The organism is Streptomyces sp. NPDC088400 (assembly GCF_044753355.1).
Taxonomy (GTDB): Bacteria; Actinomycetota; Actinomycetes; order Streptomycetales; family Streptomycetaceae; genus Streptomyces.
The window spans coordinates 146,264-165,096 of record NZ_JBIVMZ010000005.1 but is presented as its reverse complement, the minus strand read 5'-3'; the positions used below and the strand labels follow the sequence as shown (position 1 = coordinate 165,096).

The following is an 18,833-nucleotide window of genomic DNA, read 5'->3' as shown; positions in this document are numbered from 1 at the left end:
CTACCACTCGTTACACCGGAAAGCCGGTGAACGGTGCTCCCGTGGGCCGGCCGTCAGGCGGGCGGCCGAGGCGATGGCCGCGCGCGCCTCGCGTTCGTTCAGGCCCGTGCGTACGGCGGCGGCGACCAGCGGTTCCACGAGAGCTTCGCCGTATCCGTGCTCGTACGCACGGCAAGCGGCCCAGAACAGCCGGGTGTTGCGCTGTCCCTCGTGCGCAGCGAGGACGAACCGCACCAGGCCGTGGCCCTGCGCGGGCCGCCCCTGGGGCTGGTGTCGCGGGTGTACGGGCGGCGCGAGCAGCCGTAGGAGCGCGCGAGGGCACGGGGCGGGCCGGAGTCCGGCCGGGCCCGGAGCCACCCGGTAGGCGCCACGGGCCGTGACGGAGCCGGGGCCGACGAGATAGCCGCCGGTGCCACGGACATCGATGCCGGGGGCGAGGCGGCCCGCCGAGTTGTGCACGACGACGTCCGGCGGGCCCGTCAGCCAGATGTGGCGGCCGCCGCTGGGGGTCAGGATGATCACGGTCTCCGGCAGCGTGAACAGGTGCTGGAGCGCCAGCTGCTGGAGGGCGGCCACGGAGTCCGGAGCGGGACCGTAGTCCGGGGCGGCCACGGAGTCCGGAGCGGGACCGTAGTCCGGGGCGGCCACGGAGTCCGGGGCGAAACCGTAGTCCGGGGCGGGACCGGAGAGTGCCCTCGGACCGGCACTGGCCCTGGAGCCCGCACCGGCACGGGCATCGGCACCGGCGACCGCACCGGCACCGACGCCGTCGGAGGGCGTGACGTCGAGATCGATACCAATGAGCTGGTGTGGGGGCCTGCCGCAGGCGATGCCGTAGCCGGTGGCCCAGGGCGCGGCGGCGAACAGGGCGCGTACGCCGGTGGGGTCCGTGGTCGCGTCGTGCACGCCGTGGCCCGGGAGCCCGCATTCGCCACGGCAGCGGACCGGCTCGGGCTCGTCCCGATGGGGCGAGCGCAGCGCGGGGAGCTTGGTGGGGGACAGGGGGAAGACGGGGAGCCCACGTTCGGCGGCGGACAGCGCGTGGGCGAGGGCCGGGGTGGTGGCGGAGTGCCGGGCGGTGGTGGCCATGGTTCTATGTTCGTACAAGCGTTCGAAGAAAGGAAGGGGTGGTGGCGAGAGAACGCCAGATTCGGGCGATGGCGCACCTTTTGGCCTGCCGTCGGGAAGCCTTGTGGTGACCAGGCGGTGGCCAGGTTCATCGACGCAGGTTTGTCGACGATTGGGGTTGAGCTGGGGCTTTGGGGGCGCATCGGGGGTTTATCGACATGTCATCACGCTTGCGAGCGAATCAGGTCCTCCAGGCTGGTTCGCGGCGGATTCGGTGGGCAATTCTGGATTCGCGACGTCGTCACCACGACCGAGGCGGTCGGCCAACTGCCTTGGAAACAGCCGTACTTCTGGTTCACTGGAGGAAATGACATGGCAAGCTTCCGTACCGCTCGTGCCTTCGCCGCTGTCGCCGCGCTGCCCCTCGTCGCCGCGCTCTACACCGGTGTGGCCCAGGCTGACAACGGCGCCGTCTCCAACGATGGATCGAACGCGACCGTGGCCACGATCGGCGGTACCGGGGTAGGCGGCGCGAACCTCGGCAATTCGACGACCACGCAACAGGTGGCGACCGGCGCCGGAGCCTCGAATCAGAACAAGACCGCGAACGTGATCGGCTCGGCCTTCACCGCCATCGACCAGTCCAACGAGACCATCGCGGTCAATTTCAACCGCTTCCTGTAGTAATGCGCGGCCCGACGGGGGGATGACCGAGGGGTGAACGACGTTCTGCGCGACGGTGCTTCGGCGCCGTCGCGCAGTCCGTTCCCCTCATGTAGCGCGTGTGCCGCGCGTGCCGCTGTGCCGCGTGTGCCACGCGTATCGCACGTGTCTGTACGTGGGGTCTGTTCGTGGGGGGCCTGTACGCATGGTGTACGGGCCTTTCGGCGTGCTGTGGCCGCATGGCCGATGCGCCCGCCGCGTCGGCCTCGTACCGTACGCGTCCCACCTGCGACGGACGGCGCCGATCGCCCGCAGAGTGCCCGCAGAGTGCTCGCGGGCCCCTGTCGCCCGGTGCCGCCCGGTCCCGCCCCGGGGTTCGGACCCTTACGGGTCCACTCCCCCTCTCCACCTTCAGGAGGTGCAGCCGACACCCCTCGTACTCCCTGAGGCGGACAACGCTTCGGGACTTGGGGCCGATCCCCTGAGGTGGGGCCCGCTCCTAGCGTTGAGCCATGACCACGCCTGTCTGCACGAGCGCCTCCAAAGCCGCCAAGCCGGCCGCGTTCCCGCCGTACGCATCGCTGCCCGCACTCTCCGCGCCCCCGGCTCAGGGCCCGCCGGTGCACCAGACGTATCAGACGCAGCCGCCGCATCAAGCCCATTCACATCAAGCCCACTCGCATCAGGCCTACTCGCATCAGGCCTACTCGCATCAGGCCCACTCGCCGCAGGTCACCTTCGCTCAGTACCCGCGCTACGCGTCGTTCTCCTCGTATGTACGGGCGCGGGGGCCCGTGCTGCTGCGGACCGCGCGCTCGCTCACCTCCAACCCGTGCGACGCCGAGGACCTGCTCCAGACCGCCCTCACCAAGACGTATGTCGCCTGGGACCGGATCCAGGACCACCGAGCCCTGGACGGCTACGTCCGCCGCGCCCTGCTGAACACCCGTACCTCGCAGTGGCGCAAGCGCAAGGTCGACGAGTTCGCGTGCGAGGAACTGCCCGAGCCGGCGGGCCTGCCGGAGCCCGACCCCGCCGAGCAGCAGGTGCTCCACGACGCGATGTGGCGCGCGGTGATGAGACTCCCCGACCGTCAGCGGGCGATGGTCGTCCTGCGGTACTACGAGGATCTCAGCGAGACCCAGACCGCCGAGGTGCTCGGCGTCTCGGTCGGCACGGTCAAGAGCGCGGTGTCGCGTGCGCTCGGCAAGCTCCGCGAGGACCCGGAGCTCTCACCGGTCCGCTGATGACCCGGCGTTTGATGCCCGGCGCTTGATACCTGGCGTTTCCAGGTGATGCCTGGCGTTTCCCGAGCGGTGCGTCCAAGGCGGGCTTCGGAGAGTTCGTACGGCGGTTTCTACTCCTGGGTAGTGACATACCAGACGGTACGTGCGCACAATTCGCGCAACTCTTCTGCTTCTTCTGCCACGTAGCGCAAGCGCCCACCGGGAGGACGCCGTGCTCAGCACCATGCAGGACGTACCGCTGACTGTGACCCGCATCCTGCGTCACGGGATGACCGTACATGGAACGTCACAGGTCACCACCTGGACCGGCGGGAGCGAGCCACAGCGCCGCAGTTTCGCCGAAGTGGGGGCACGTGCCGCGCGGCTGGCGCACGCGCTCCGTGGGTTGGGTGTCGGCGAGGGTGACGTTACGGGAACCCTGATGTGGAACAACTCCGAGCATGTGGAGGCGTACTTCGCTGTGCCGTCCATGGGTGCGGTTCTCCACACTCTGAATCTGCGGCTTCCGGCCGATCAGCTGAGTTACATTGCGCGCCACGCCGGCGACAAGGTGATCTTGGTCAATGGCTCATTGGTCGGGTTGCTGCTCCCGCTCCTCCCGAATTTGCCACAGCTTGAGCACGTGGTCGTTTCCGGCGCGGTGGCGGACGAAGCCCGTGCGGCATTGTCCGCGGCTTCCGGCGTGCGGGTTCACGAGTACGAGGAATTGCTCGCCGGGCACCCTACGGCCTATGACTGGCCGGAGCTGGACGAACGGCGCGCGGCCTCGCTCTGCTACACATCCGGGACCACCGGGGAGCCCAAGGGGGTCGCGTATTCGCATCGGTCCATCTATCTGCACTCCATGCAGGTCAACATGGCCGAGTCGATGGGTCTGACGGATGCGGACCTCTCGCTTGTGATCGTGCCCCAATTTCATTGTAATTCTTGGGGTTTGCCGCATGCGGCGTTCATGACCGGCATCAATATGCTGATGCCCGACCGATTCCTCCAGCCCGCCCCGCTCGCCGAAATGATCGAGCGCGAAAGGCCCACGCACGCCGCCGCCGTCCCCACCATCTGGCAGGGCCTGCTCGCCGAGTTGACCGCGAAACCGCGTGACGTCAGCACCCTGACTCAGGTGACGATCGGCGGCTCGGCGTGCCCGCCGTCCCTGATGAAGGCATTCGACGAGCTCGGAATGCGGGTCTTCCACGCCTGGGGCATGACGGAGACGTCGCCGCTGGGCACGGTGGCGAGGCCGCCGGCCACGGTGGCGCCCGGTTCCGAGGAGGAGTTCGCCTACCGGCTTACGCAGGGCCGCTTTCCGGCGGGCGTCGAGGGACGCCTCATCGGTCCGGGCGGCGAAGAACTTCCGTGGGACGGTGCGTCGGCCGGTGAGCTGGAGGTGCGCGGGCCCTGGGTCACGGGCGCGTACGTCGGCGGGGTAGAGGGTGAGTCCACGCGTCCGGCTGACAAATTCAGCGAGGACGGTTGGCTGAAGACGGGGGACGTGGGGACGATCTCCCCCGACGGATACCTGACCCTCACCGACCGGGCAAAAGACGTCATCAAGTCGGGCGGCGAGTGGATTTCGTCGGTCGAGCTGGAGAACGTGCTCATGTCCCACCCCGGCATTGCCGAGGCCGCCGTCGTGGCCGTCCCGGATGAGAAATGGGGAGAGCGGCCGCTGGCCACCGTAGTGTTCCGGGACGGTGCCACGGCCGATTTCCTCGCCCTTCGTGAGCACCTCGCCTCCAACGGAATCGCACGGTGGCAGCTGCCGGAGCGGTGGGCCGTGGTGGCCGAGGTGCCCAAGACGAGCGTGGGGAAGTTCGACAAGAAGGTGTTGCGGGGACGCTTCGCTGAGGGGGCGTTGGAGGTCGTGCGGGTCTGAGAGCGTTTCCAGTGGTCGTTGCAACACGGCAGGCAGGAGAAACGCAGAATTAACGGGGACGGCGCAGCGTGAAACGTGACTCGGCCACTCTTTCCCCAGACTGTGCTCGGCTCCACCCGATCCGGGCGCATCACGGCAGTACCGGCGATCCCGGAACCCCAGCTTCCTGTCGATCCCGGAAAAGAGAGTTCTGTTATGCGAGGAATGCTGCGTCGCTCCGTCCTGCTGACGGCCGTCATAGCCCTGACCGCGGGTACGGCCACCGCCGCCGAGCAGCGCAAGGCCCCGGCCGAGCTGCCCAAGGTCGCGGTCATCGGCACCGGCGGAACGATCGCCGGGGTGAGCAAGAGCCGGGTGGACTTCCAGGATTACGAGTCGGGCAAACTCCCCGTCTCCAAGCTGGTGGGTGATCTCAGGCCCGAGGTGGGCCGCGTGGCCGACGTCTCCACCGTGCAGTTCGGCAACAAGGGGTCGAGTGCCTACACCATGGCCGACTTCCGCAAGCTGACCCGGACGGTCGACGAACAACTGCGTACGAAAGACGCGGCGGTCGTCACCACCGGGACGGACACCATGGAGGAGTTCGCCTACTGGCTCGACCTGACCGTCCGCAGCGACAAGCCGGTCATCCTGACCGGATCGATGCGCCCCTGGACCGTCATCGGAACCGACGCCCCGGCGAATCTGTACAACGCCATCCAGCTTGCCGCCAGCGGCAAGACGACCTGCTTCGGCAGCGTCATCATGCTCAACGACGAGATACAGGCCGCCCGCGAGGCCCGCAAGTCGGACGCGCTGCGCATGGACACGTTCAACAGTGGTGCCGGCGGCGCCCTGGGCGTGGTGGACCAGGACCGCGTCCGGATCAACAGGGCGCCCGCGCGGGTGGACAAGTGCGGCAAGCCGGGCTGGAAGACGCCGTTCGACCTCGACAAGATCGCGGGCCCGGGAAAGAGCCTGCCGAAGGTCGAGATCGCCTACAGCTACCAGGACGCGGGCGGCGAGGCCATCAAGGCGTTCGCCGACTCCGGCGCGGCCGGGGTCGTCACCGCGGGCACGGGCGCGGGCGGCATCTCACCGGCGATGACCAAGGCGCGTGACGAGGCCGTCGAGAAGAAGGACATGGTCTTCGCCTCCACCACCCGTACGGGCAACGGCGCCGTCTACGACGACAAGGCGGACGGCTCGGTGATCGGCGCGGCGGACCTCGGCGCCCAGAAGGCCCGCATCCTGCTCCTGCTCTCCCTCGCGACCACCGACGACGTCGACAAGATCCGCGGCTGGTTCACCACCCTGGGCACGGCGGAGTTCAAGAGCCGCGGCTAGCGCTCTTCGTTCGGACGGTGCCGGGGCTCGCGAGCCCCGGCACCGTGGCTTGCCGCGTTGTCGCCGGTCACCAGAGCTCCGCCATGGCGGCCGGATCCACACGAAGACCCCAGGGACCGACCAACGGCCCCCGAGACCGGCCACGACCGGTAGGCTGTAGCCGCTCCGCGTGGCAAGGCTGGGCTACCCGAGCGGCCCAAGGGGACGTCCTTGAAAGCCGTTGTAGCAGCGATGTCACCGTGGGTTAAAGCCCCACTAGCCCTACTTTGTGTCAATTTTCCCCTTCGGTGTCGTCGAGGAGTTCCGGGATATCTCCGCTTGTGTGGAGGGAGCATGATTCCAAAGTCATCGTTGATGCTTGGGCAGCCGGGGCTGTCGTCTGCTACTGGTTATAGATCGGGGCCGAATTCTGCGTGGGTTTTCGCCAGCCGGACCGAACATCCCCGCGCGAGCGGGGTGCAGACACAAACTGGCGGCTGCGGCGACTTATGCGGCTCGACGGTCACCTACTCATTAGCACGGACGCCGGGCATCATCCGTGCTACGGCTGCCTGCGCGAGATTCGATACTGGCCCAGACGCTTCTGGGACGCCAGCGTCCAAGGATGGGACGCGCCCAGCACTCGGGTCTGGCCCTCCACCACCGCCTCTGCATGTTCGATCGCCTCCGCATACTGGCCGAGTTCCGATAGGACGATGCTCAGCAGCGTCCGAGCGGCCAATGTGATCGGGTACTCGGTCCCGTAATGCTGCTCGTGCGCTGTAAAGGCCCTGCGGGCACCGGGAAGCGCCTCGGCAGCCTGCCCTGCGCGACGGAGGAGATCCGCCTGGTTGAGTTCAGCCGCCAGCGTGATCGAATGCTGCTCCCCGGCTGCTCGGTGACAATCCGCAACGAGGGTTTGCCCCATGGCTACTTCCTCGTCCAGCTCTGGTCCTGGGGCTACTTCCAAGAGGTACGTCCGCGCGACGAGCGTTAACGGGTGGACGGATCCCAGCACCTCGGTCCGGCCTGTCATGGCCCGCCGTATCAGCGGCATTGCCTCAGATTCGTGCCCAAGTTGCCACAGCGGCCGCGACAGGCCCAGGCAGCTCTCAAGGGTGTCCAAGGCGGCAGAACCGAAGGAGCGCTCGCACGCTTCAAGTACATGGCGGTGCAGGTCCTCGGCTTCCTCGAATCGACCGAGCCGGTACAAAGCCCGACCGACACGTTGACGCAGCCTGAGAACCAACTGGTGGTCTTCAGACAGACGCCGCTTGGTAAGTTCGACAGCTTTGTTGGCGACGGTCAATGCCGAGGAGTAGTCGCCGCTGCGGTGTAGCGCAACCACGAGCCGCAACGAGCACTGGGTGGCTTCCTCGACAACCACTCGGTCGACCGGCCAGTCCGCGACCCGGCGCAGCAGCGCCAGCACATGCGGGGCGAGCATGCTCACTTGAGGATCCTGCGCTGCGTGTTCCGGAGCCTCCGGCAGCGCAGTTTTGAGTTGCCGGGCGGCCGTTGCGGCGAGCAGCTCACGCTGGTCGGCGGTTGTGGTTCGGATCACGCTGTCGAGTAGCACACCGTGGGTGCGCAGGCAGCGCACACTACCGGGCACCAGCTCGGTGAGGGACTGGTCGAGTAGTCCGCGAAGGGCTGACTCGATACGGAACGCGGGCAGGTCCGAGCCGATTTCGGCGCCTGGGAGCAGCGCGAGTGGCAGCGGGTCACTCGCCCAGCAGGCGAGCAAGCGCAGCAGGCTGCCGGCTTCGGGTAGGCCTTGGTTGGCAAGGGCGTCGAGGGAGAGCTGCCAGGTGCGGCTGAGCAGGTGACGTGAGTCGCTGCCGCCCACGGCGCCTTGGTCGATCAGCTCGATGGGATCGAGGCCCTCTGTGCCCTCGAGCCGTCGGCCGTAGTCAGCCATGGTCCAGGGATCGATCACCTGGTGGGCCAGGAACCCACCAGCGAGCGTGAGCGCGAGCGGCAGTCGGCCGAGACGGTCGGCGACTTCTGCGGCGTCCTCGACTGTCCCGGCGTGGGGTGCGAGATCGCGCAGAATCAGGGCGGCTTCGTCACGTGGGAGTACGCCGAATTGGAGGAGTTCGGCGCCGGGCCACCAGTGGGCTGCTGCTTGTCGGCTGGTGACGATGACGATGCCAACCGGGCTGGTGCGCAGCCAGCCGCCGTCGCGGAGGATCGCGGGATCGTCGGCGTTGTCGAGGACAAGCAGCCAGGGTCGGTCGGAGCGGTCAAGGTGCTGCCAGACAAGGTCGGCTGCGGGGCGTAGTCCACTGCGAGCGCCCATCAGTTCGCCGTCGGTGGCACCGCGGTCGGCGGCCACCGCAAGCATCCCAGCGCGGAGGGAGGCGGGGTCGGAGGCGTTGACCCATAGGCCGATCCGGCCGACCTGGATGGTCGCGTGGTCGAAGAGCGTGTAGGCGACGGCGGTCTTCCCGCAACCACCGAGGCCGTGCAGGACATAGACGCGGTTGCCGATGCCGGGTTCGACGGCGGCGCGCAGGCGGTCCATCTCTCCAGTGCGGTCACGGAGCACTACCGGGGCACGGCCGACTGCGGGGCGGCGTACGGAGTCCGGGCCGCTCCAGTCGGGGCTGTGGTGGTGGTGTTCGGTGATGTGCTGGTCGCCGGAGGCCTGGTAGATGCGGCCCTGGCCGTCGGCCTGGGCGTCGTTGTGGCGGGTCACCGATGGTTGAAGTTCTGGTCGCGGCCGGCCTGGTAGACCCGTGCATGCCCGGAGGCGCTGGCGTGCTGCGTCACCGAAGGCGCCACAGGTGCCGCTGGGGCCAGCTCTGCGAGCAGCGCCCGCAGACCGTCGGCGGCCTCAGGATGTGCCACGAGCAGCCGCCGGATGCGGCCCTGCCACTCCGCACCCAGCTCAGCCGACGTGCCCGCATCGCCGTCGGCCCGCGCGGCAATCAGGTCATTGCGGGTCGCGTCGATCTCCGCAGTGATGGCATCGGCCCGATCCGGCTGACTGCGCCGCCACAACGAGACAATACTGTCGCTGGCCCGCTGCCACACCTCAGTCGTCAATAATGAGACCAGGGTTGTCCCTGCAGTTCCCGCCAGCGCAGCCATCTCCGGATCCACGAACTCACCCCTCCAATCAGCCGTAACGTGTGATCTCAGACTAGCCAGTGCTCCAGCGTAGGCAAAACAACTATCGTGAGGGAGTAGCGTCCGTGGATCGTCTCGGATGAACTGTGGTCGCTGATCGAGCCGTTGCTGTAATCGCGTGCGTAGGAGAGGAGGCGGCGGCCCAGGGCCGCCGCCTCCTCTCCTACGCACGCGTACGGCGGCTAGTTGGTCCCGATCTTCGCGAGCAGGTCGACGATCCGGGACTGCACCTCGGTGCTGGTGGAGCGTTCCGCGAGGAACAGTACGGTCTCGCCGGACGCGAGCCGCGGCAGATCCGCCTCGTTGATGCCGGTCGAGGTGTAGATGACCAGCGGGGTCCGGTTCAACTGGCCGTTCGCCCGCAGCCAGTCGATGATCCCCGCGCGCCGGCGCCGTACCTGCATCAGGTCCATGACCACCAGGTTCGGCCGCATCTGGGTGGCCAGGTGGACCGCTTCCTCGTCGGTGGACGCCCGTGCCACCTGCATGAGGCGCCGCTCCAGCGTCTCCGTCAGCGCGACCGCGATCTCGTCGTGCTCCTCGATCAACAGGACCCGTGACGGGTGCTGTTCGCTGTCGCGCGGTGCCAGGGCCTTGAGGAGTACGGCCGGGTCCGCGCCGTACGCCGCTTCGCGGGTCGCCTGGCCCAGACCCGACGTCACCAGGACGGGGACCTCGGCGGCGACCGCGGCCTGGCGCAGCGACTGGAGGGCGGTACGGGTGATCGGTCCGGTCAGCGGGTCGACGAAGAGCGCCGCGGGGAACGCGGCGATCTGGGCGTCGACCTCCTCACGGGAGTGCACGATCACCGGACGGTAGCCGCGGGAGCTCAGCGCGTGCTGGGTGGCGACGTCCGGCGCGGGCCAGACCAGCAGCCGCCGGGGGTTGTCGAGCGGCTCCGGGGGGAGTTCGTCGTCGACGGGCTGCGGCTGCGGGCGGTTGGCGACCTCGACCGCGCCGCCGGGACCGTCCAGCGGCTCGGGGCCCTCGGCGCCCTCGTCGGGCGCTCCTATCGCGTACGACCGTCCCTCGGAGTACGCGGCGGGCAGCCGCGAACCGCCTTGGGAGGCCTGCGCGGCCTGGGCGGCCTGGGCGGTTTGGGAGGCGCCGGTGCGGGGGCCTGCGCCTGTGCGTGTGCCCACGCCCGTTTGTGACGGGGGCTGTTGGCCCTGATGAGGCTGCGCGTGAAGTTGCGGGTGGGGCTTGGCAGTCGGCTCGGGGCGTTCGGCGGCGCGCTCGGTGCCGTCGGGCGGAGTGCCCAGCTTCCGGCGCCTGCCGGAGCCGAGGGACTGCGGCTGTCCCGGAGCCTTGCCCTGCGCCTGCCCCTGCCCGGGTGCCTTGCCCTGCGTCTGGTTCTGCGCCTGGGGCTGCGTCTGCGGCTGGACGAAGGGCATGCCCTGGCCGAGAGTGCGCACGTTGAAGGCGCGTCCCATGGTCGAGTCGGGCGGGATCGGTGCCGTCGGCGGCGCCGGTGTCTCTTCGGGGAGGGGCTGTGCGGGCGGCAGCGGCTGGTGAGCGCCGAGCCGGGGATCCGGAAGGGACGACTCCGAAGAAGCGGCCGAAGCGGCGGACGAGGCGGAAGTGGCCTCAGAGGCCTGTGCGGCCTGTCCGGTCTGCCCGGCCCCTGGGGCCCCAGGGGCCGGGGATGTCTGGCCGGTCGGAATGCTGCCGGTGCCACCGTTCGTACGAAGGTCCGTACGGCTGTCCGTTTCGTGGGCGTGGGGGCGGGCGGCCGGGCCGTTCCCGGCGCCGTATTCGCCCTGACCGGCACCGTCGGTGCCGCTGCTCGGCTCGGGGGCGTCGGGCCAGCCGGGCGGGCCGGGCATCATGCCGAAGCCCGAAGAGGCCGGCAGTCCCTGCCCGTTGGTCGCCAGGCCCGCGCCCCGGCCGGGGGCGTCCTGACCGGGTCCCGCCCAGCCGTGCGGGTCGACGGCCATGGCGCCGGTGTCGAGCTCGACGGGCTCTTCGACCCCTTCGACCCCTTCGACCCCTTCGATCTGGTCCTCCGCCGCAGGCCAGGCGAGTCCCTGACCGGGAGTACCGCTCTCGGGCCACTCGGGCGCCGGAGCGGGGGCACTGCGCGCCCGGCGCCGCCCCGGTGGCAAGGGGTGCGCCTGGGGCGGGGTGTGATCGGCGTCCGGCTCCGTCCGTACAGCGTCCCGTACGGCGTCGTGGTGGCCCAGCACCGAGCCGTCGGCGGTCGGCCGGATGGGCCCGGCGGGCCCGGCGGACTGGGCCGGGGAAGGCGTCCGGTCGGCAGCGGCGGGCGGCAGCGCGAACGCGCTCCGGGGGCCCTCCTCGGCCGGTGCGGGGGCGGGCCGTTCCTGCGCGGGGGCCAGCGCGCGCCGGGCCCGTCGCCCGGCGGGCTGCCCCGGGGAGGCGCCCGCCGAGGGAACCGGATACGTCCCTGGCGTCGCGCCCGAAGGCTGGAGCTGCCCCTGGGCCGCGGGCCCCGCCGGGGGCGCTGCGGGCACGGAAGGCGAGGCGGCCTCGGCCGGCGCCTCGGGCGCGATGGCACTGGCGGGCCCCACGGGACCGGGGGTCGCGATCGGACTGGGCGACACGGGACCGGAGGGCAGGGCAGGCAGTGCGCGCCGCGCCCGGCGCCCTGTCCCCGCCGCGGTCTCCGGAGGAACCCCTCCGGGCGGTACGGCCTGGCCGAGCGCCGCGCGCCCGGTCGGATGCGCCCCTTCGGCGGCCGTGACGACCGAGCCTTCGGACGGCGCGCCCGGGGGCAGGGCGAAGCGGGACCCGGCATTCGGCCTGGGGGCCGGGGATTCCTCCGCCGGGCTCGGGCGCCCACGCCGACGGCCGGTGCCGCCGCCCGGACCGGAGTCCTGCGCCGGAATCAGCTGACCACCTTGGCCGGCCTGACTGTCCTGACCGCTCCCACCGCCCAGACTGCCCTGACCACCCTGGCTGTCCTGACCGCCCTGGCTGTCCTGTTCGGAGGCCGTGGTGTCCTCGGCGCCGCCGGCCGCGCGCGCCCGGCGCCGTCCCGTCGGTTCGCGCTCGCCGGGTGTCTCCACCGGCCCGTCGAGGAACGCGTCCGTGGACGCCCTCCGCGCGCGCCGCCGGCCACCCGCCGAGGTCCCCGGACCGCGCTGCTGCGAGGACGGTGAGGACGACGAAGACTGCGAGGACGACGAAGACTGCGGGGACGGTGAGGCCTGGGCAGGCAGCGCGGGCTGTGCCGACGGCGCCTGGGCGGGCGTCTGGACCGTACCCGCGCCGTCGCCGAGCGGCAGCTCCAGTACGTACGCGCTGCCGCTCATGCCCGGCACCTCGTGCGTCTGGAGCACGCCACCGTGGGCCCGTACGATCCCGCGCACGATCGGTTCATGCACCGGATCGCCACCGGCGAACGGCCCGCGCACCTCGATCCGTACGACATTGCCGCGCTGCGCCGCCGCCACCACGATCGTCGAGTCGACGTAACCGCCGCCCGGCACCACCCGGGCCCGGCCGGTCGAGTCGACCCCGGCCACATCGGCGACCAGATGCGCGAGCGCCGTGGCCAGCCGTCCGCCGTCCACCTCGGCCTCGATCGGCGGGGCATGCACCGCGAACTGCGCCCGGCCGGGCCCGATCAGCTCGACCGCGCCCTCCACACCGGCCGCCACGACCCCGTCGAGCAGGGTGTTCGTCTTGGCCAGCTGTTCCGTGCCGACGTCAAGCTTCTGGTACCCGAGGACGTTGTCCACGAGCGTCGTCATCCGGGAGTAACCGGCGGCCAGATGATGCAGGATCTGGTTGGCCTCGGGCCACAGCTGCCCGGCCGGATCGGCGGCGAGCGTGGTCAGTTCGCCGCGCAGCTCCTCCAGCGGCCCGCGCAGCGATTCGCCGAGGACGGCGGTCAGCTGGGAGTGCCGGTCGGCTGTCTCCCCGTACCGCTCCGTCAGTTCCTCGATCTCGGCCGCGTACCGGTCACTGCGGTCGGCGAGTTCCGCCGCGTGCCGTTCGTCGGCGGCGGCGAGTTCGGCGGTGAGGCGGTCGGTCGTCTCGGCGAGTTCGGCGGTGAGCCGGTCGGTCGTCTCGGCCAGCTCGGTGGTGAGGCGGACCGTCGTCTCCGTCAGCTCCGCCGCGTGCTGTTCGGCCGCCTCGGCCAGTTCGGTGGTGTGCTGCTCGCTGAGTTCGTCGTACGGACGCCGGTCGGTGAAGGTCATCACGGCGCCGACGAGCTGGTCCCCGTCCCGTACCGGCGCGGTCGTCAGGTCGACCGGCACCTGCTTGCCGCTCTTCGCCCACAGCACCTGCCCGCGCACCCGGTGCTTGCGCCCCGACCTGAGCGTGTCGGCGAGCGGCGAGTCCGAGTACGGGAACGGCTCGCCGTCGGCGCGTGAGTGCAGGATCAGCGGGTGCAGCTCGTGGCCACCCAGGTCGCTGGCGCGGAAGCCGAGGATCTGGGCGGCGGCGGGGTTGACGAGCACGACCCGGCCGTCGGTGTCCGTACCGACGACGCCCTCCGACGCGGCCCGCAGGATCATCTCGGTCTGCCGCTGCGAACGCGCCAGCTCCGCCTCGGTGTCCATGGTCCCGGACAGATCCCGTACGACCAGCATCAGCAGCTCGTCGCCGGTGTAACTGTGCGAGTCGTTGTAGGCGTCCCGGCCGTCCTCCAGGCTCGCGCTGGTGACTTCGGCCGGGAACTCACCGCCGTCCGTACGCCGCGCCATCATCCGCGTCGGCTTCGTACGCCCACGGGCGTCCGCCGAAGCGGGGCGGCGCATCGAACCGGGGATCAGCTTGGAGTCGAACTCCGGCAGCAGATCGAGCAGCCCGCGACCGACCAGCGCGGTGCCGGGCGTCTCGAACATTTCCAGCGCGATGGTGTTGGCGTTGACGATCGTGCCGTTGGCGTTGACGAGCACCAAGCCGTCAGGCAGTGCGTCGAGTATCGCCGCGAGGCGAGCAGCGCCCCGGGATGGCCTGCTGCTCACGAGACGCTTCCTTCCCTGACCTACTGCACCTTGCGGACGGCCGCACCCATCTTGCCCCTCGGGTCCTGGCCTGTCACTGAAGGGAGTCTAAGGGCTGGAACGGTGACCCCGGCGGCGGATGAGCGGGAGCTCTCGCAGGGGTTGTGTGCGGATGGCTTGTGCCACCGGCAGCTCATACCCAGGTCACCGGTCCGCAATCCGTCTTGAACCCCGCTACCTGCACGTATTCCGAGGGCCGGCTTTCGGAGGCCGACGGCGACCCGACCTGCGACGAACCGCCGCGACCGCCGATGACCGGCCAACGATGACCGATGACCGGCCAACGATGACCGATGACCGACTACGACTGGTTCCGGCAACTCCTACGAGGTGGCGCTGGGCAGGAACGGCTCCAGCGTCCGCCAGCGGGCGATCTCGCATCCGTTCTGCTGGTTGAAGGCGGCCTTGACGCTCCGGCCCTTCCAGGTGCCGGCGACGCGCGCGGTGGCGTCACCGCCGTGCTGCATCGTGCACAGCGTGCCCTTGGCCACCGGCGCGAACGGATCCTTCCCGTCGGCGGCCAGCTCCACGAGCCGGTTGCACGCGGACCGGGCCTGCGGATGCGACCCACCGGCCGGCCCGCACCTCAGCTGGTAGGTCGCCGGGGCGGCCTTGGTCTTGAGGCCCGCGACGGTGACGCTGAACGCGTCCTGAGCCTTCAGTCCCCCTTCGCGCCCCCCACGCCCTTCGCGCTCCTGGGGCAGGGGCAGGGGCAGGGGCAGCGGCGCGCGGTGTGCGATCGGCGCGAGAGGCGCGATCTGCGCCGGCCGCGTGAACTGCGTGAGCGGAACGGTGGAGGTACTGGCGAAGGCATCGGCGGAGGCGGCGGGTGCGACGGTGCCCAGCGCGACGGCGGACATGGCGACGGAGGCGGCGGCGGTGCAGACGAGGCGACGCAGCATGGAAGCTCCTGAAGGGTTACCGATCTCTACGGATCCGGGGGACGGCGTCCCGGCATCTCTAACGCGCGTGGGCCCCATGCGTTGCGCACCCGGGAGGTGCTTTGCTCTACGGCCCGCCTGCCTAGTACCGTGAGAACCGATTGGTGACAGCCCACCCGGCTGTGTCATCATCTGCACGCACCATTCGCGCAAGCGCGGATGTAGCTGGAGGCGTCGCCTAGTCCGGTCTATGGCGCCGCACTGCTAATGCGGTTTGGGTCTTAAAGCCCATCGAGGGTTCAAATCCCTCCGCCTCCGCGTGTTGATCACCGAAGCCCCGGCCCTACGGCTGGGGCTTCGGTCGTTGAACGGCTCGGGGAGGCCGTGGACACTCCGGGTACTCCGGGCCGATTCTGAGGTGTTTTCGCAGGTCAGCCATGGTCTGGCTAACGGATTTCATCTGACGGCGCAGGTCATGTAATGTTGTTCTCGCAACGCCGACCGGGAAGAAAAAGCCCGGAACGCCAAGCACTCGTAGCTTAACGGATAGAGCATCTGACTACGGATCAGAAGGTTGCAGGTTCGAATCCTGCCGAGTGCACAGCAGCTCAGAGGCCCTGTGGAGCAATCCACAGGGCCTCTGACTTTTTGCTTTGACGGCAGTAGTTGACGGCAACGTCCCGGAGCCGGGGGTGCGGAGCTACCAGGGCATTTCGGCAACGCTGCGAGCGTGCGTGCTGGGCGCCGCAGGGGCAGACGGAACTTCGGAATGACTCGTCTTGGTGCACCGCCGTGGACTGGTCCCGCCCTGGCCCGACTCGAACACGGCTGGCCCCCTCCACAACCACAGTTGACGTCGAGGCCGGATGGTTGCGGGCTAGATGACCGTGAGTAACCGAGCCCAGTAGAAGGGGTTGCCGTGATCCTCCTGGTACCGGCGGTACTTCTGGCTGCCATCGCGATGGTCGTGTTCTTGCTGCTCCGGTGCCTCAGAATTGTCCTGCCGGGGAACCGGGACTGGTCCGGATGGCGCCGTGTGGTCGTTGCCGGCGCTCTTGCCTGTGCGGCCACGGCTACGGCCTTTTACTCGTTGGGGGCCATCAATCTGATGTTGACCGTGTCCGTGGCGCAGGATGGCGGGACGAACTCGGCTCCGCTCCCCTACAACCACCCGTGTATGAGCCAGCTGAAGGGGGCGACGGACTATGACGTCCAATTCCTCACGCTGCGCACCCTGTGCGTCATGGAAGACGGAGAGCGTAGAGCAGTGGACGACGTACCGCTGGGGGTTCGGGTGACGGCAGCGGCAGCGGCGGGCAGCTCCGTCGTGTTGGCGGGGATCATGGTGGCTGCCGGAGCCCCTCATGTGCGTCCGGCCACCAGCAACCGTCCCTGACATCCCTGCGGTACAGCGACCTTCACCGACCGTCGGCGTCCCGCACCGACCCCAGAAGCCTTGCCGTGGCCGTATGGCCGTCACTGACCGGTCCACATAGAACTCCGGATCAGAAGGTTGCAGGTTCGAATCCTGCCGAGTGCACAGCAGCTCAGAGGCCCTGTGGAGCAATCCACAGGGCCTCTGGTTTCTGCCTTGACGGTGGTGTTCGCCGGCAACCGCCCGGGAGTCCGGGACGGACAGGCGCCGTCGGTACCCGACAGTCAGCCCGTCCTCTGTACGACGGCGGGGCCGAGCTGCGACGGGACGTTCGCGGTGCCTTCGGCTGGTGAGTCGGTCCCGGTGGTCTCTGTCCGCCGCGTGGTACGGCGCCACAGCCGCGCCAGGGACTGGTAGAAGCGGTCCGGGAGGAACGCGGCATCCGCGATGATCATCGCGCCGGAGAAGAGCGGCAGCCCCATGAATACCCCGATGCCGATATGCATGCCCAGCAGCATCGCCAGGACGGGGTACTTGAGCCGGCCGAACAGGACGAACGGGAAGGCGACCTGCAGCAGGACGGTCACATAGCTGACGATGGCGATCAGCGTCACGTGGTCGTCCGCCATGAGGGACAGTGCGGGCCAGGGCCGGAACAGGTCGAGGTTCAGTACGTAGTGGAGGGCCGAGCCGTTGCCCCAGGCGGTGCCCTGCACCTTGTACAGACCGGCGGAGCCGTAGAGGATGCAGATCTGGGCGGCGATGACGAACATGCCGCAGTTGTGCAGGACAGTCACCAACGTGTGCCGCGCGTCACCGAGTTGACCCGTAAGTCCGGTTCTGTGCGAGTCGGCCGGCCGCTTCGGGGCTCTGTCCTGGGAGGCTCGGAGCCGGGACCTGCGCGCGTCGAGGGACCAGCGTCGGCCGCAGGCGGTGAAGACGAGGTAGACGGCCATGAGGAGGATGAGGTTGTCTCCTCCGTCCGTCATGAAGATCGACCGGGCGTGGAACGAGGCCACCACCACCGCGAACAGCACGGACACGGCTCTGGTGCGCCAGCCCAGCATGAAGAGTGCGGACGTCACGACGGCCACCGCGTAGCAGACCTCGAAGTACGCCCTGTTGTCGGACAGCGTCAGGAGGCTCGCCCATTCCGTCTGGTCGAACAGCTGCTTCGCCAGCGTCGGCGTCCACGCTGAATCCGGCCCCCAGATCTCGTCGCGGTGCGGGAACTCGCGCAGCAGGAAGACGAGGTAGAGCAGGCCGTACCCGATGCGCAGCACCGCCGTGGCGTACAGGGACACGGGCCGCTCGGTCAGCGCGGCCAAGAGCGCACCGGCCCGGTGGAGAAGCCGCGAGTTGTCCGCGCGCCATCGGGGGCGGGAGCGGGGACGGGGTACGGATGCCGCGACCGGCTCTTGTTCAGTTCCCATCGGGGGTCACCTTCCACCAGGGGAGGACACGGATGTCGCTCGGCGCCGGTGCTGTCCTGGCCGCCGGGCGGTCGCCATTCGCTGTGGCGGGCGGGGCGATGGGCAGGCTGGTGACGCGAAGTTGAATGGACTCGAAGGCACCACGGTGATGGGAAGTGACACGGGCCGCCGCGATATTGCGCAGATACTTCTGGATCATCACGGCGCGCTCGGTACGCGGTTCGTCATCGGTGCCGTGCAGTTCGGTGTAAGTGGTCCAGGCCCGGCGCAGCATGTTCTGAGTCGTATGGCTCGGGAGAACGTTGTGCTCGGTCGCTGAATTGTCAACCGCGCTCAGGTCGAACCAATTGCTCACCCGCACGGTGCCGTCCGCGGTGAGGTGCGCGGTTCTCGCGGAGATCTGCCGGTTGACCGATTCGGGTTCCGGTGCGAACAGCCGCCAGTTCTGCTCGAACAACGGATAGACCCACGCGTTGACCTGCCGACTGAACTGCTGGGAAACGGGGTTGGGAGGGGCCACATGCAGAAACATCATCAGCACATGGATCAGAGAAATCGCCAGGCACAGCACCACTGCCGCACCCAGTCCTGCCTTCAGCGGACCGGGTGGCTTTGACGGGCCGTGGGCCGCGAGTAATTCTCCGGACGATCCTGGTGTGGTCGGACCACCACCTGTCTGCTCCCTGCCCTTCACATCCACTGATTCAAAGACACCCGGCACAGCCCCACCCGGCCTTCCCGACTCGGCTGTTCATCTGCGTATTTCCTGGATTTTCACCGGTGGGGGGGGGGGGGGGGGGGGGGGGGGCGGGGGGGGGGGGGGGGGGGGCCCGCGCGGGGGGGGGGGGGCGCGGGAATACTAACGGCGGCG

General features: G+C 69.4%; 12 protein-coding genes and 3 tRNA genes. 8 read left to right on the top strand and 7 right to left on the bottom strand.

The window, feature by feature from the left end; genetic code table 11:
* Nucleotides 1–1,089 carry a bifunctional DNA primase/polymerase gene (locus ACIQD6_RS14795; RefSeq protein ID WP_401882060.1) on the bottom strand — a complete coding sequence of 363 codons (1,089 nt, stop codon included), beginning with the start codon at nt 1,087–1,089 and terminating at the stop codon, nt 1–3.
* Between the two features lie 351 nt (nt 1,090–1,440).
* Here ACIQD6_RS14795 and ACIQD6_RS14790 point away from each other — a divergent pair, with 351 nt between their 5' ends.
* The 5 genes from ACIQD6_RS14790 to ACIQD6_RS14770 all read left to right on the top strand — a co-directional run bounded on the left by ACIQD6_RS14790 (nt 1,441) and on the right by ACIQD6_RS14770 (nt 6,444).
* Nucleotides 1,441–1,752, top strand: coding sequence for a hypothetical protein (locus ACIQD6_RS14790; protein WP_401882057.1), 312 nt, complete (start codon nt 1,441–1,443; stop codon nt 1,750–1,752).
* Between the two features lie 491 nt (nt 1,753–2,243).
* Nucleotides 2,244–2,978: a SigE family RNA polymerase sigma factor gene (locus tag ACIQD6_RS14785; protein WP_401882054.1), complete on the top strand. Its 735-nt coding sequence runs from the start codon at nt 2,244–2,246 to the stop codon at nt 2,976–2,978.
* Between the two features lie 211 nt (nt 2,979–3,189).
* Nucleotides 3,190–4,854 (top strand): long-chain fatty acid--CoA ligase, encoded by a 1,665-nt coding sequence (locus ACIQD6_RS14780; protein ID WP_401882051.1) that lies wholly within the window; start codon nt 3,190–3,192, stop codon nt 4,852–4,854.
* Nucleotides 4,855–5,058: 204 nt separating this feature from the next.
* The gene (locus tag ACIQD6_RS14775; protein WP_401882048.1) at nt 5,059–6,180 is read left to right on the top strand and encodes an asparaginase; all 1,122 of its coding nucleotides are present in this window, start codon (nt 5,059–5,061) and stop codon (nt 6,178–6,180) included.
* Between the two features lie 174 nt (nt 6,181–6,354).
* Nucleotides 6,355–6,444 (top strand) — tRNA-Ser (locus tag ACIQD6_RS14770).
* A 277-nt stretch (nt 6,445–6,721) separates the two neighbouring features.
* Here ACIQD6_RS14770 and ACIQD6_RS14765 read toward each other — a convergent pair.
* From ACIQD6_RS14765 to ACIQD6_RS14750, 4 genes are all read right to left on the bottom strand, one after another.
* A complete protein-coding gene (locus ACIQD6_RS14765; RefSeq protein ID WP_401882046.1) occupies nt 6,722–8,860 on the bottom strand; it encodes a tetratricopeptide repeat protein in 2,139 nt (712 codons plus the stop codon).
* Nucleotides 8,857–9,267 carry a hypothetical protein gene (locus ACIQD6_RS14760; RefSeq protein ID WP_401882044.1) on the bottom strand — a complete coding sequence of 137 codons (411 nt, stop codon included), beginning with the start codon at nt 9,265–9,267 and terminating at the stop codon, nt 8,857–8,859. Before ACIQD6_RS14760 ends, ACIQD6_RS14765 begins: the two co-directional genes overlap by 4 nt.
* Nucleotides 9,268–9,476: 209 nt before the next feature.
* The gene (locus tag ACIQD6_RS14755; protein WP_401882041.1) at nt 9,477–14,234 is read right to left on the bottom strand and encodes a PAS domain-containing protein; all 4,758 of its coding nucleotides are present in this window, start codon (nt 14,232–14,234) and stop codon (nt 9,477–9,479) included.
* A 362-nt stretch (nt 14,235–14,596) separates the two neighbouring features.
* Entirely contained in the window at nt 14,597–15,175 is a 579-nt protein-coding gene (locus tag ACIQD6_RS14750; RefSeq protein WP_401882038.1) for an SSI family serine proteinase inhibitor, read from the bottom strand.
* A 206-nt stretch (nt 15,176–15,381) separates the two neighbouring features.
* Here ACIQD6_RS14750 and ACIQD6_RS14745 point away from each other — a divergent pair.
* The 3 genes from ACIQD6_RS14745 to ACIQD6_RS14735 all read left to right on the top strand — a co-directional run bounded on the left by ACIQD6_RS14745 (nt 15,382) and on the right by ACIQD6_RS14735 (nt 16,550).
* Nucleotides 15,382–15,472 (top strand) — tRNA-Ser (locus ACIQD6_RS14745).
* 210 nt (nt 15,473–15,682) lie between these two features.
* A tRNA-Arg gene (locus tag ACIQD6_RS14740) sits at nt 15,683–15,755 on the top strand.
* A gap of 576 nt (nt 15,756–16,331) precedes the next feature.
* Nucleotides 16,332–16,550, top strand: a complete 219-nt coding sequence (locus ACIQD6_RS14735; RefSeq protein WP_401882036.1) for a hypothetical protein — start codon at nt 16,332–16,334, stop codon at nt 16,548–16,550.
* 263 nt (nt 16,551–16,813) lie between these two features.
* Here ACIQD6_RS14735 and ACIQD6_RS14730 read toward each other — a convergent pair whose 3' ends face one another.
* Both ACIQD6_RS14730 and ACIQD6_RS14725 read right to left on the bottom strand, forming a co-directional pair.
* Complete coding sequence (locus ACIQD6_RS14730; RefSeq protein ID WP_401882033.1) at nt 16,814–17,962, bottom strand: HTTM domain-containing protein; 1,149 nt, start codon at nt 17,960–17,962, stop codon at nt 16,814–16,816.
* Nucleotides 17,952–18,536: a DUF5819 family protein gene (locus tag ACIQD6_RS14725; RefSeq protein ID WP_401882031.1), complete on the bottom strand. Its 585-nt coding sequence runs from the start codon at nt 18,534–18,536 to the stop codon at nt 17,952–17,954. The genes ACIQD6_RS14730 and ACIQD6_RS14725 overlap by 11 nt, the downstream gene beginning before the upstream one ends.
* Nucleotides 18,537–18,833: the final 297 nt, after the last annotated feature.

What these genes read in the sequence shown, in the direction of transcription:
- ACIQD6_RS14795 (WP_401882060.1), bottom strand. Translation starts at nt 1,089, where the DNA reads ATGGCCACCACCGCCCGGCACTCCGCCACCACCCCGGCCCTCGCCCAC.
- ACIQD6_RS14735 (WP_401882036.1), top strand. Translation starts at nt 16,332, where the DNA reads ATGAGCCAGCTGAAGGGGGCGACGGACTATGACGTCCAATTCCTCACG.
- ACIQD6_RS14750 (WP_401882038.1), bottom strand. Translation starts at nt 15,175, where the DNA reads ATGCTGCGTCGCCTCGTCTGCACCGCCGCCGCCTCCGTCGCCATGTCC.
- ACIQD6_RS14775 (WP_401882048.1), top strand. Translation starts at nt 5,059, where the DNA reads ATGCTGCGTCGCTCCGTCCTGCTGACGGCCGTCATAGCCCTGACCGCG.
- ACIQD6_RS14785 (WP_401882054.1), top strand. Translation starts at nt 2,244, where the DNA reads ATGACCACGCCTGTCTGCACGAGCGCCTCCAAAGCCGCCAAGCCGGCC.
- ACIQD6_RS14790 (WP_401882057.1), top strand. Translation starts at nt 1,441, where the DNA reads ATGGCAAGCTTCCGTACCGCTCGTGCCTTCGCCGCTGTCGCCGCGCTG.
- ACIQD6_RS14730 (WP_401882033.1), bottom strand. Translation starts at nt 17,962, where the DNA reads ATGGGAACTGAACAAGAGCCGGTCGCGGCATCCGTACCCCGTCCCCGC.